We start from the raw sequence: 11924 nt of genomic DNA, 5'->3' as shown, positions 1-11924 counted from the left end.
CGCCGCCGAGCCGGTCACCCGCGAAACGCTCGCCCGCGTCGTCGGCAAGGACTGCAGCATCGACCTTCTGATCGACGATCTCCGCGAAGAACTCACCGGCCGGCCCTACGAGATCGTCGCGGTCGCCGGCGGCTGGCAGCACCGAACGCGTTCGCGTTATGCCGACGCCATCCGCGCCTCCGCCGCGCCAACCCGGGGCGGGGTGTCAGCCCTTTCCGAATTCGAATCCATGGTGCTGATGGCCATCGGCTATTTCCAGCCTATCACCCGCGCCGAACTCTTAAAGATTTTCGGCAAGGAGGTCAGCCGCGACACGATTGGCGTGCTCCGCAACGCCGCCCTCATCGCCTCCGGCCCCCGCAGCCCCACCCCCGGCGCGCCCTACACCTACGTCACCACCAAGCACTTCCTCTCGGCATTCGGCATGGAAACGCTGCGCGACTTGCCGGATATCGAGGCGCTGGAAGACGCCGGGTTGCTCAGCAGGGCCGCCGTGCAGGAGGAGGTGATGGCGGCGGCGGTGGAAGGCGAGAAAGAATGAAGTCGTCTCGCCGCGGGCCCAGGTGGATCCAGTGGTCAACCTCGGTATGGGCTCGGGCTTGTTTCAGCCAGATAGCGTGAAGCCGGCGCAATCAAGCCTTCGATCGGGCGAACTTTCTGCAAGAGCTCGGGGTGCTGCCGGATCCAGGCCGGCATCACCACCGGCGCCCATCTCGCCGCCGTCAATCTAGGACTGAAAACAATCCCAGTCGATCGGCGTCGACATCGCAATCGCGAAACCCGGCTGCTTGCCATCGCCCAAGGATTTATAGCGACCGCAGAGATTGGCACGAAAGTGTATGACCGGCTGGCGTTAGCTTGGCAAATGACGGAGCAAAAATTGGCGGGAGGACGAGCGTCGTCAAAACTGCCGGAGCTGGTCGAGCTGGTAATGCAAAGCCACTGGTGTCGGCGGAGTGGTTGCGACAACGCTGGAGATTACGCCGCAATCGGCGCGGCGGATTGATTTGGAGCTCGGCTTACGCCAGATGACGGGTAGGGGGAGGTTTCGGGAGTGGGTGTTTTTTATTCGCCCGGCTTTTGTACCAGCTTGAATTGCTATCTACGCCGAGAACACTGCTTGCCTGATAGTGCAGGTACGTCGCCGTGAGTTCCGCATTCTAAGAAATAACCGTTAATTGCTTTTTCAGCATCAACGGGTAAGCTTTAAACTGATTTTTGAGCAGTTCAGACATGACAACAAAGATTTTCGATATAGTCGACGCAACCAAGCGCTATAAGGCAGAAAAGTACGAGTTTTTTCTCAGCATGAAAAGCTGGAAAAAGTTTCGGACCCGTTACAAGCTAACTTGGTCGAAAGAGCGCTTCATCGAGGGAGGGCACACGGTCATTCCGGATGAGAGGGGAATCTACTTTTTTACGATTGAGCTTTCCCCATCGAAATTACCTTCACACGGCTATATTTTGTACATTGGGGAGGCGGGGCAGGACTCCCAAAATACTCTCCGGAGGCGTTATGTGCAGTATGTCCGAGAGTGGAAAGGGGGCCGCGGTAGGCCTGCAGTGAAGTTCATGATCGATAACTGGATGGGTGACCTGTTCTTCAATTTCGCTTCACTTCCAGACACGAAGGTTGATTTGAAGCAGCTAGAAACCTCTCTTCTCAACGCGCTCATCCCTCCGATTAATAAGCGTGATTTCGATGCCGAAATCATGGCACCAAGGGCGGCGGCATTCTAATGGCTAATGATCGTCTCGTTCTGCCGGCTCTACGTGGCAGCTTTGGCAGCTGGATCTTTTACTCCTGCCTGATTCCCATTACGGAGGTAGGAAAGCGCGTTAAGTTTGCAGAAGAAATTCACGCCGATAAGGCATTGTCCCGCCTAATACAGCGAAGCCTTGAAGGGCCGAGGGCGCGTCAGATTGCGCAGTACCTGTCTAGCAATGAAGAGCGGTTTTTCAACTCTCTCGTTCTTGCGACCTATGGGGGAAGTCCAGAGTGGTTGGAAGTCGGTAACTTCCATTCAGAGAAAAGCCAGGACCTCGTTAGGCACATTTCTGAACAGGCATTGAACACCTTGGGGTTTTTGAGCTTGAGCGGAAAAGAGAAGCTGTTTGCGATTGACGGTCAACACAGGCTGGCGGGTATCAAAGAAGCCCTAAGCGCGGGAATGGCGCTGGGTGACGATTTGCTTCCGATCATTCTTGTCGGGCATAAACGCACAGCTGCAGGGATGCAGCGTACACGCCGTCTCTTTACCACGCTCAACAAGACCGCAGTGCCAGTCAAAAAAAGCGACATCATAGCGCTTGATGAAGACGACGTCATGGCGATCATCGTGCGGCAACTTGTCGAGAACGAAGAGCAATTCAAAGACCCGAAGATAGCTGTTATTACCAGCCAAAATATTCCGGTCGGGAACCGAGTGTGTCTCACCACGATATCGAGTTTGTACGATATTCTCAAGCTTCTCTTCGTGTACGCATCGCAAGTGAAATCGGATAGAAAACTTCGATTCAATCGACCGTCTGACGCGAGATTGGCCAGCTATAAATCGACAGCGCTGGAATACTTTAACGCTCTCGCCGCTGCCTTCCCCGCAGTGAGGGAAATTTTCGAGGCTGCTGATCCTGGGACAGTTACCGAGGGTTATCGTGGACCTCACGGCGGACATATACTATTCAGGACAATCGGTCTCGACATGTTCACTAGGATCGCTATTGAACTTGCCGATACGCGCAAGTTCGCGATTAAGGAAGCGGTTGAGCTGATGAAAGCTCTTCCAACCAATCTGGAGGAAGCGCCTTATCGCAATGTCGTTTGGAGCGTTGCGGCCCACACTATGCGGGTTTCAAACAAAACAGTTGCCCGTGACATTCTGCGCTACATGCTTAACTTGAATGTCGATGAGGATGAGCTGCTTGTGCGGTATCGGGTCGCTATGAATGTGGAAGCTGACGACGTGTCGATCTCCTTGCCGGAGAAAGTCATTTGAGCGTTACCGGCCAAAATAGCAGCAGTCTAAGCGACTCGATTCGGTTGGCTTCCTATGCTCAAAATTCAGAGAATTTTAGATCTCTCAATCAGCTGATGTGGCAGATCCCACTCATTGGAATGACGCTTACCGGTGGACTGTGGTTTGGAGTGTCGAAGACCGAAGCTTCTCCACTGTTCCAGGTCTGTTTGCTTGGATTGGCCACCGTTGGAAACGCTGGCCTATTAGCTGTGCTTCAGCGGCTCCGATATATAATGGAGCAGTATCTACTGTGGCTCAAGAACTTCTATCCGCCCAGCCACGTTGAGGTGCCGGGCGTTGGCTTTTTCACCCGACCGTATATCGTTAGAAGGGCGTTTCAGATAGTCTTAGGGCTTGCATCAATCGCGAGCTTTGTTCTCATGAGCACGACTATATTAAATGCGGGATGGTTCGGTGAATCGAAGAGCTCCAGAGCGATCGCCTTCTATGAGCGCCAAGCTAAAGATCTGGCTGAAAACTACGAGCTCATTCCTTTCGAGCAGGCTCATCCCCTGTTGTTCAACGAGCTAGGTGCAAAGCCGCCCAAGTCGATTTTGGATGTGGGGGCAGGGAGCGGCCGTGATGTCAGTTGGATGGCGGCGAATGGCCACAGTGTCGTCGCCGTTGAGCCGGCGAGCTCCTTTCGAGCTTTAGCTTCTCACCTACATCCAAACACGTCTGTGCAGTGGATTGATGATAGACTGCCGAAGCTAGAGAAGCTGACAGCGCAGCGCTTTGATTGGATCATCCTTAGCGCAGTCTGGATGCACATCCATCCAATGGAAAGGCCCGACGCACTGACACGCCTGAAGACTCTGTTGACCCCGGCCGGCAAGGTATATGTTACGCTTCGCTTGGGACCGCCTGATTCCGCCCGTGAGATCTATCCAGTCAGCGTCGAAGAGCTCCGCGACATAGGCAGACCGCTTGGTCTGAAACTGCAGGAGTTTGGCGAGCGGGAAGATCTTCTGGGTAGACAGGACGTGAAATGGCGAACGGTGGTTTTGTCGCAGTAGTAGGCTGAGCAGTTGGGTCAGCCCAAGCGGATCAGGTACCAGCGAACATCGCCCGCTATACCTTTTTCCAGCAACTGATGGCCGTCAGAGTTGACCATATGTGGGATATCGACGTCCGCAAGCGGATCGGTGCACTCCACGCGAATGAACGTCCCGGATGGCAATTTGCGAACCGCCTTGCGAGTTCGGGTGACTGGAATCGGGCATTTAAGCCCCTTCATGTCCAGCAGGTAAACCGTTTCGTTTTTTGAAATCACTTGCGCACCAAAGTTTCTACGTCAGCTAAAGATAGCAGGTACCCGTGTGCTCGGATGGCGTCAGTGCCAGACAATTTGACGATCATATCCCCACGGCCAAGCAGATCTTCAGCTCCAGGCTCATCGAGAATGATCTGAGATTCAGAACTTTTCTGCACTGTGAGGGCGATCCTCGCGGTGACGTTGCTCCGAAGTTGGCCTCGGAAGGTCTGGGCGTCGGGGCGCTGTGTCGCCAAAATCAAATGGATGCCTGCTGCGCGTGCCAATGTTGCGAGCCGAACGAGACGTGTCTCCGCATCACGGTCTTGCGATACAAGGTCCGCAAGCTCGTCGACGCACGCCACGATAAATGGGTCGTTCATTCCCTTCTTGGCCGCTTCAGCAAGGCTGTTAACACCGAGTTCCCTCATGCGACGATAACGATCGTCCATTTCTATTGTGAGGTCTTCCAACATAGTACCGCACTCTGCCAGTCCGATAGCCATCTTGTCGCGCCAGAGAAAGCGCGAGTTTGCATAAACACCAAACTCGACTTGCTTTGGATCCATAAGGGCCAGTCTCAAAGTAGATGGAGAGTGCTTCGTGATTAGCGATACCAGCAGAGAATGCACACAGACACTTTTGCCTTGACCAGTCGCACCACCCACCAGCAAATGTGGTGCAGTTGCTAGGTCGAACTCAATCGGCTTTCCAATGACGTCCACTCCAGGACTGACGAAGAGACTTTTACCGTCGGTCGGTACTGAACTCAGAGCTTCAAGGAGTGCTTGTTTCCCTTCAATTCGCCAACTAGCCCGAGGTCGCGGGATGTCGATTAGAACAGTGCGAGCTTCGTCGCCGGCGCTCCATGAAGGCATCTGTTGTTGAAGATTCATGGACAAAGCAAGCCGCTCCAAGCCACGTTTGAGTTTGTCCAGCTGATTAACGTCCCGCAACGCCACCTTGTACTGCGTCAAGCGCGGACCGTGAACAACGCCTTTTACTTCGCCGTTCACTCCGATCTCAGAGAGGCTGCGGACGAGTTGCCCAGACTGGTCGTCAGCAGGAGCAACTTCATGCGTCATTTGCGTGACCGTCGCCAGTCTCGTTGAGCGGTCGGGCAGGTCGGCTCGTCGCTTTACAAGGGTACCAATGAAATCATCAAAATCTTCGTTGCTGTTTTTCCAATCGTCGTACAGCAAGCCCGCGCCACGGTGCCAGTGCTGTCTTAGCTGGCTCCGAAATGTGTCCATGCCCTCGGAGCTGGAGGATCCGAACGTCTTCGCATGCGTGAGGACTAGGCCGACCCAGATCGCGACGTCATCCTGCGTGAACAAAGACGAGGCCGGTATTTCCAGTCCTTTCGCATCAACTGGCTCATCGGCTAAGGCGCCGAGTGACAGCGATCTGCCGATCGCCAATCTGGCGACGGCGGCCTTGGTGGATAGCCCAAGAACCTCCCTGAGATTCTTAGTGAGTCCATCTGCGTGTGCCGACGTCCGAAAGCGTGCGGCCATAATCTGCTGGAGACTGACGCTGCTCATGCGACGTCCTCCAGAAAATACCGATCTTCATAAGCGGTCGTCCGGCCAATCCCGTCACCAACATCGGCATGGTCCAACAGATAGGTCTTGGATACGTTGTCGCGGATGCGCTCGAAGAAACCTCCGTCGATTTCTTCATCCTGACTCAAAAGGATCACCTGGCGGCTCTTTTCGCCAGTCCAATATTTCAGAATGTTTTGTCGGTGCTTGCTGTCCAAGCGGCCAAGTGGAGTGTCAACAACGAGAGGTGCCTTAACGCCGGATACGCGGGCCAAGCCGGCGATAAGCGCAGTCGCGAAGATTTGGTTTTCGCCGGCGGAGCGGTCGAACGAGAGTGGTTTGCCGGATTTGCCAAGGATTGTAGTTGTACCGTCATCCTTAATTTCGATTTTCGACACCTGATCCTTGTGTGCCAATTGCTTGTAGACTGCCGTCATGTTCGCGGCGAGTTCTTTAATCTTCAATGGGAAAAGGGCCGGAATAACCGCTTCGATTACTCTCCGGACACGGTCCGATCGCTCGATGATCGCACGCGCCGGCGATGATTCATCGAGTTTTCGGCGTTCGCGCTCGTAGTCTGCCCTCTGAGACGTAATCTGTGCCTCCAAGGCAACAAGACGACGATCATCGGCTCGATGCTCGTCGTCCAAGGACGTCATTTGATCCTGAACGTTTTTCAACTCGGCGGTCAAAGACGCCAAAGTACCGTCGCGATCGATCCCTTCCAAGCGGGTGATCTTTCGCCCGAGCTCGTCAATACGGTCCGCCAGATCCGTTTCGGATCGCAGTACGTCCTGAATTTCCTGATACCCCAGAGACATGCTCCCGAGCGCGGAGAGCACGCGCTCTCGGTCCGCTGACGAGAGATAATCGTGGTCGATCACATCTGCACAGTCGTTCGGTGGAGGATAGAACAGGCTTGCCCAAGCGGCATTCATCCGGCCGCGGATGGCTTCAAGCTGTTCGTCAGTTAACGGTGGATCGATTTCGGGGTTCGTTTGACTCTCGTAAGCCGACTTGAACTCCAACTGGCGAGGTTCCAGTGCACGCTTTTCTGCCTCCCATTGGAACCAGCGCTGCTCTCTTTGGAGCTGTGTTTCGTAGGCAGCGACCAGTTCCTTCGAGACGAGATGAAACGGGAGGCGTACCGCCAAAAAATCCTCAAGCTTTCGGTGAGTGTCTCGCAACTGCGCTCGGACTTGCTCTCGCTGTTCTATGAGGTCTTTATAAGTCGCGGTATCTCCGCCACCGCCGCCGGCTGCTGTAACCCTCTCCAGCAGGGACTGGAATTCACCATCAAGCCGCCCCCGCCGGTGTGTGGCTTCGTCGAGCTTTCTCTTAAGTTCAGCGGCGGTTCGTTCGTTTTCAGAGAGCTGGTTGAAAAGAAGCGTGAGCCTGTCTTCATCGACATTTGCGACTGTTTCGCGCTTCGAGCGCTCAAATTGCTTCAACCGATCTGCGAGATTGCGCAGCAAGACGACACCGAGGAGCCCCTCGAGACCCTGTTTTACCTGTTCTACCCTGCCTTGATCTGCAAGCTTCTTGACCTCTTCGCCGTCGAAAAAGAAGAAAGGTGCCACGTGGGCGGGGACGAAAAATTCGTCCAGCGCCTCAGAGAGATGGAAAGAGTTTCTACCGTCAGAGCGCGGTACCTGCGGTACGCCGCGGAGGATTTCGCGGTAGGTCGCCTCCTCGTCGGTCCAGCTACCGTTGGAACGAAAATACCATTTTCGCGCGATTTCTACAGCCTTACTTTTGGTTCGATGAATGACTACCTTCACCATCATCGTGTCTCGACCAGCTCTGAGGGCTTCCCCGTTGAAGGCCTTCTCGAGAAAAGTCGGATAGCCTCTCGTCTCGTCCGTTTTTAATCCGGCGCGAGCCAGGTGTGACATGGCGTCCTTACCGTAAAGGCACAGGTAAAGCGCCTCAAGTATGGAGGTTTTGCCGTAACCGTTCATACCGCCGATCAGTACGACATTGCGGCCATCTGACGGTTCAGGAAAATCGAATTCCTGGCGTTGATATGACTTGAAGCAAACGAGCTCGATCTTAGAAATCCACATGTGCCTGATGCCCGCCCTTTAATCCATTCGCCCCAGGATTTCTTCGATCCGTTGATAGATGCCGGCGGCGCGCTCCTGATGCTGGCGAGCGCGCTGAAGGGCGACAAGCTCGGCCAAAACGTCAACCGGGACATTGTTTGCGGAGGCGATCTCCGCCAAAACGCGACTGGCCTCGTCGTCGGCCCATAGCGGCAAGTCATTAAGCGGCACTTCCTCGTTGAAAATGTCATACATCGGCCAAGCCCCCCTGAGCCTGCAATTCTTCGGCCCAATGGCCATAGATCAGCTTGAGCTCCTCTTCTCTGATGAGCTGGTCGCCAAATTTTTCCTGGACATCGATAAGTCTGGTCAGGATCTCGCGACGTGCCTGAATAGTAAAAGGCCCGGGTATATGCTTTCCATTCAAATCAAAGGAAAGCTTTCCGTTTCGCCTGACAATCTGGCGCATTTCCGGATTGTTTCGGATCGAGCGAAGCCAATCCCGAAAATCGATGAGCGGTTGGAAGTGATGCTTTCCAGCATCTACAAAGCCTTGCAGACTTTTGTCTTTCTCAACAACTGTACAGGTCCAGCAACCAAACCGACTGTTGGAAGTTCCGCATCCCGGTGCTTCGTCGGCACTCAAAACTACCGGACATTCACCGCCCTCAGAGTCGCGATATAGCTTAATCAGCGAAGAATGATCGCCACCCCACGGAGCATGATATGTTCCAAGGATCTCCCAGACGTCTTCCAGTCCCAGATCCACGATTGGCCGGTAGATCAATGCCCCGGGAAGTCGCTCGTGTGGAGATAGATTGCCTCCCCGCCCATTTTGCCACTTTTCGATCGACCTCTGGCGAGACTGGCTTTCATCGCGGCGAACACCCAGAATCACAATTGCCGCGCCGGACTCTGAGACTTTGTCTTTGATATACCCGCTGGTCGGCTGAATCTTTAGGCGGTCGGTGCACCAGCGCATCGTCATATTCGGGCTTGGGTACCCCTTGCCGATCAACAGGACCCAAAATGTCTTGTCCGGATCAGGCTTTGTCCGAGCTACCGTGATTGGCAGATCCAAGCTCTCAGCCGCTTCAGATATTCGAGCGCTAACCTGATCAAGGTGGCTAATCACGAGAGGCGACTCTACCATCGTATCATTGGATACGACATGGATGGGGCGCGTGCGTTTCGAGGGCGAGATGTCAAGCAAAGCTTCAAAGACGGCGTGTGTGACCACCGTGCTGTCTTTACCACCCGAAAAACCGATGATCCAGGGATAGTTCTGTTGTTCGGAAAGGTACTCCCTTTTCACATTCTCGACGATTGTCGACCAGGTCTCTTCGATTGAAATATTATCGTCGAGCTGTAGCGGAATAAATGCCATTATCTATATTCTTTCGGTACGCGCCGTGAAAGCGGAAATTCGGACTGCGCGTAATCGTCATGCCGTGCGACAAATTCGGAGATCGCGCGGCGCACGATCCATGCAGTTGACAGATTCATGTCAGCCGCTAGCTGAGAAATGGCAGCATGGTCCCTTTCGTCCAAGCTGACGCTCAGTCGAATCGGATGCTTTTGCCCTTTCGGCCTAGCCATGTTTGCTCCCTTGCAAATTCCAGCATCAAAATGCACCACAAAACCGCAAGAAACAAGTTGCTGAAGTGATTTCCCGGTGTATTCTCAGCGTCGACATCAGTGGACCTGTCGCGTATTTGTTCCGCTCCGATTTCTCACTTAAGCTACCTTTCGCTCGAAAGATAAGGGGCTTTTCCAGCCTAGGGCTGAGTGGCGACGGCGCGGATTGTAGAAGCCGTTGATGTATTCGAAGATGGCGATTTCGGTATCACGACGCGTTCGTCAGGACCGCTGCCACAAAAGCTCGGCCTTGATCGTCTTGAAGAATGTCTCGACCGCCGCGTTAGACGACGAGCTAGCGCCACACGTGCCTTTCGCAGTTCACGCCTCTTGGCGATCTTCAGCGCCCAGCCCTTCAGCGCGAAGCTCCCACGACTGCGTGTGAGGATCGAGTTGGCAGCCTCGTAGAGGAGCTTTCGCACCATGCTGTCACCTTGTTTGGTGATCCGCCCGGTCCAATCAATTTCTCCAGATTGGTGGCGTCTTGGGACGAGGCCGAAGTAGGCATCGGCGGTGCGTGATTGTCGAAAGCGGCCGACTTCATCAACGGCAGCGACAAAAGCAGCAGACGTTTGCACAACGACACCTGGGATGCTCATGAGTTGCCGGCAGGATTGGGGCGACGGGCGAGCCCACGTAAAACACGATCCATCTCCTTGTTTTGCGCCGTCAGGCCTGTTCTCACTGCGAGTCGTGCGGTGAAGCTCTGTCCCAAACTGGGTGTTTTGGCTGACGCCATCACCCGATCGATAAACGCCTTGCCTTGGCCAGGACCGGGCTTGAAGCCGAAGGTCGCGCACAGACCACAGATCATGTTGTCGAGGCTAACTCGCGATTCGACCAAGTGGCTGCGTGTCGTAATGATGCTTCGTACGCCGTGCGCCGCGGGAGATTTGACGTGCACCACTTTGTAGGTCCTGGCCAGGTCGTCCGTCATCGAATGATTTTGGTCAGAATGGGGTTTGGCTATCAGGAGGATCTGGTTCGTCTGATTTGTTGATTTAAGCGGCGCTTGCGTGGCGTTGCAAGCGTCGCTTCTGAATGGTTTGATGCTAATAATCGCGCCTCTAGGTCTGATTGCGGAAGCTAACTGTCTGATAGCAGAGAGGATTTGTGGCCCGTCGGCGCGGATCTAGGGTTCGTATCCCTTCAAGACCCTGACGCTGACCCCCAGACCTGTCATTCGAGTTCGACTTTTGCACCGCCGTTCTCACCTACACAAGCAGGCGGCCGACTGGATTGCCGCCAATCGCGACACGGTCGACGGCTGGCTCGATGCCGCCCGTTCGGCTGTCCAGCAAGACACAGAGCCAAGGTCCGCGGCGGTTTTCATCGCGGCCCGGATATTGAACGTTCAGGGCGCGGGAATATCGGTAATCCCGCGCCCTTTCTGCGTTTCGGCAAAAGCCTGTCGCGGCCCCTCCGCCAGTCCGCCATGATCTTCCTTCCTGAACAGCCACGGAACATGTCGATAACCCAATGATCCTCAATTCGGCGGGACGCGCTTAAGCCTGCCTTAAGGTTCCGGGTCGAGCACCGGCCAAATGCATTGAAGCAGGTGCTCTCATGGTCGGGTTTGCGATCAGGTCCGGACATATCAATTCAGCAGGCTCGTCACGCCACCATCTGGAAAAATGGAGCGACGGATCGGCCGTTCGGAGATTGCGCCCGGTTTTCTTTCCCGCACTGGCCGCGGCATTTCTGTCGGCCTGCTCAATGTCAGATGAACGACACCAGCCCGCAACGTTCTCCGGCAGCAATTCCATGCGCGCGGCGGAAAACGGTTTTCATGTGCCGGTGATTGCCCCTGCTTCCATCAAAACGGATAACCGCCGCCGGTCCGTGGCGTTCGAAACCACGGAAGAGGTCGGAACGGTCGTGGTCGATCTGGCCGCAGGTTCCCTCTATCTGGTGACAGGCGAGGGACGCGCAATGCGTTATCGCATCGAACCGCTTGAGCTCAAAGGTGCGGCGGACGGATCTGCGCGCGCTGAAAACTGGGCGGTGGGTGACCTGCAGCCGGCGCGCGGCAGCATGATCAGAATGAAAAATCCAGGAGACGCGGAAGACCTGCACCAGCGGATGTCTGCCGGCGGAAAGGTCGTGTTTTTGTCATCATCGAAGTGAATCCTGAGAGATAATCCAGCGCGAAAATCAGGGAGCTGTTTGAACCGTATAGAGCTGTCATCTGGCAGGTCTATGCGGCATTTCCCGTGCGCGTTTTTCTGAGGAAAATTCTGAAATAAAGAAATAAAAACAATAGTTTAGTATCGATTTTATGATGCAGATCAAATGCTCCCGTTCTTGGCCATGGTCAAAGATGGCGTCGGAAAAAAACACGGCCGCAAAACATGCCGAGAGCGGCCGAAAAAATTCCAATGCTGAAAGGAGCACCGCTGTGCAGACTATGAAAACAACAGGCGACGGG

General features: G+C 54.6%; 13 protein-coding genes and 3 pseudogenes. 6 read left to right on the top strand and 10 right to left on the bottom strand.

Annotated elements, in window-relative coordinates:
* From scpB to AC5DC2_RS11350, 5 genes and pseudogenes are all read left to right on the top strand, one after another.
* A partial coding sequence (gene scpB, locus AC5DC2_RS11370) for an SMC-Scp complex subunit ScpB (RefSeq protein ID WP_491698556.1) occupies window positions 1-541 on the top strand: 541 nt, incomplete at its 5' end.
* Window positions 542-637: 96 nt separating this feature from the next.
* Window positions 638-1094: pseudogene (locus tag AC5DC2_RS11365) on the top strand (helix-turn-helix domain-containing protein); the annotation flags it as partial.
* 139 nt (window positions 1095-1233) lie between these two features.
* On the top strand, window positions 1234-1740 hold the full coding sequence (locus AC5DC2_RS11360) for a hypothetical protein (protein ID WP_491698555.1): 507 nt from the start codon (window positions 1234-1236) through the stop codon (window positions 1738-1740).
* Window positions 1740-2996, top strand: coding sequence for a DGQHR domain-containing protein (locus tag AC5DC2_RS11355; RefSeq protein ID WP_491698554.1), 1257 nt, complete (start codon window positions 1740-1742; stop codon window positions 2994-2996). Before AC5DC2_RS11360 ends, AC5DC2_RS11355 begins: the two co-directional genes overlap by 1 nt.
* A complete protein-coding gene (locus AC5DC2_RS11350; protein ID WP_491698553.1) occupies window positions 2993-4033 on the top strand; it encodes a class I SAM-dependent methyltransferase in 1041 nt (346 codons plus the stop codon). Before AC5DC2_RS11355 ends, AC5DC2_RS11350 begins: the two co-directional genes overlap by 4 nt.
* Before the next feature lie 17 nt (window positions 4034-4050).
* Here AC5DC2_RS11350 and AC5DC2_RS11345 read toward each other — a convergent pair whose 3' ends face one another.
* From AC5DC2_RS11345 to AC5DC2_RS11305, 9 genes and pseudogenes are all read right to left on the bottom strand, one after another.
* Window positions 4051-4290, bottom strand: coding sequence for a sulfurtransferase TusA family protein (locus tag AC5DC2_RS11345; RefSeq protein WP_491698552.1), 240 nt, complete (start codon window positions 4288-4290; stop codon window positions 4051-4053).
* Window positions 4287-5813 (bottom strand): DNA translocase FtsK, encoded by a 1527-nt coding sequence (locus tag AC5DC2_RS11340; RefSeq protein ID WP_491698551.1) that lies wholly within the window; start codon window positions 5811-5813, stop codon window positions 4287-4289. Before AC5DC2_RS11340 ends, AC5DC2_RS11345 begins: the two co-directional genes overlap by 4 nt.
* The gene (gene dndD, locus AC5DC2_RS11335) at window positions 5810-7879 is read right to left on the bottom strand and encodes a DNA sulfur modification protein DndD (protein ID WP_491698550.1); all 2070 of its coding nucleotides are present in this window, start codon (window positions 7877-7879) and stop codon (window positions 5810-5812) included. Before dndD ends, AC5DC2_RS11340 begins: the two co-directional genes overlap by 4 nt.
* Before the next feature lie 18 nt (window positions 7880-7897).
* Window positions 7898-8113 carry a DNA modification system-associated small protein gene (locus tag AC5DC2_RS11330; protein ID WP_491698549.1) on the bottom strand — a complete coding sequence of 72 codons (216 nt, stop codon included), beginning with the start codon at window positions 8111-8113 and terminating at the stop codon, window positions 7898-7900.
* A complete protein-coding gene (gene dndC / locus AC5DC2_RS11325) occupies window positions 8106-9245 on the bottom strand; it encodes a DNA phosphorothioation system sulfurtransferase DndC (RefSeq protein WP_491698548.1) in 1140 nt (379 codons plus the stop codon). The genes AC5DC2_RS11330 and dndC overlap by 8 nt, the downstream gene beginning before the upstream one ends.
* A complete protein-coding gene (locus AC5DC2_RS11320; RefSeq protein ID WP_491698547.1) occupies window positions 9245-9457 on the bottom strand; it encodes a ribbon-helix-helix protein, CopG family in 213 nt (70 codons plus the stop codon). Before AC5DC2_RS11320 ends, dndC begins: the two co-directional genes overlap by 1 nt.
* A 138-nt stretch (window positions 9458-9595) precedes the next feature.
* Window positions 9596-9817 (bottom strand): annotated as a pseudogene (locus AC5DC2_RS11315) (integrase core domain-containing protein); the annotation flags it as partial.
* A gap of 113 nt (window positions 9818-9930) precedes the next feature.
* Window positions 9931-10095 (bottom strand): annotated as a pseudogene (locus tag AC5DC2_RS11310) (transposase); the annotation flags it as partial.
* Entirely contained in the window at window positions 10092-10433 is a 342-nt protein-coding gene (locus AC5DC2_RS11305; protein ID WP_491698546.1) for a hypothetical protein, read from the bottom strand. The gene AC5DC2_RS11305 and the pseudogene AC5DC2_RS11310, both read right to left, overlap by 4 nt.
* A gap of 629 nt (window positions 10434-11062) precedes the next feature.
* On the opposite strand from AC5DC2_RS11305, the gene AC5DC2_RS11300 reads away from it, so the two are divergent.
* Window positions 11063-11623 carry a hypothetical protein gene (locus AC5DC2_RS11300; RefSeq protein ID WP_491698545.1) on the top strand — a complete coding sequence of 187 codons (561 nt, stop codon included), beginning with the start codon at window positions 11063-11065 and terminating at the stop codon, window positions 11621-11623.
* Window positions 11624-11680: 57 nt separating this feature from the next.
* Here AC5DC2_RS11300 and AC5DC2_RS11295 read toward each other — a convergent pair.
* On the bottom strand, window positions 11681-11924 hold a 244-nt coding region (locus AC5DC2_RS11295; RefSeq protein WP_491698544.1), incomplete at its 5' end, for a hypothetical protein.

This window comes from Martelella sp., from assembly GCF_984369615.1.
Note: the sequence above shows the minus strand (reverse complement) of the source record. Positions and strands in the feature narration are given on the sequence as shown.

What these genes read in the sequence shown, in the direction of transcription:
- AC5DC2_RS11360 (WP_491698555.1), top strand. Translation starts at nt 1,234, where the DNA reads ATGACAACAAAGATTTTCGATATAGTCGACGCAACCAAGCGCTATAAG.
- AC5DC2_RS11355 (WP_491698554.1), top strand. Translation starts at nt 1,740, where the DNA reads ATGGCTAATGATCGTCTCGTTCTGCCGGCTCTACGTGGCAGCTTTGGC.
- AC5DC2_RS11340 (WP_491698551.1), bottom strand. Translation starts at nt 5,813, where the DNA reads ATGAGCAGCGTCAGTCTCCAGCAGATTATGGCCGCACGCTTTCGGACG.
- dndD (WP_491698550.1), bottom strand. Translation starts at nt 7,879, where the DNA reads ATGTGGATTTCTAAGATCGAGCTCGTTTGCTTCAAGTCATATCAACGC.
- AC5DC2_RS11330 (WP_491698549.1), bottom strand. Translation starts at nt 8,113, where the DNA reads ATGTATGACATTTTCAACGAGGAAGTGCCGCTTAATGACTTGCCGCTA.
- dndC (WP_491698548.1), bottom strand. Translation starts at nt 9,245, where the DNA reads ATGGCATTTATTCCGCTACAGCTCGACGATAATATTTCAATCGAAGAG.
- AC5DC2_RS11320 (WP_491698547.1), bottom strand. Translation starts at nt 9,457, where the DNA reads ATGGCTAGGCCGAAAGGGCAAAAGCATCCGATTCGACTGAGCGTCAGC.
- AC5DC2_RS11305 (WP_491698546.1), bottom strand. Translation starts at nt 10,433, where the DNA reads ATGACGGACGACCTGGCCAGGACCTACAAAGTGGTGCACGTCAAATCT.
- AC5DC2_RS11300 (WP_491698545.1), top strand. Translation starts at nt 11,063, where the DNA reads ATGGTCGGGTTTGCGATCAGGTCCGGACATATCAATTCAGCAGGCTCG.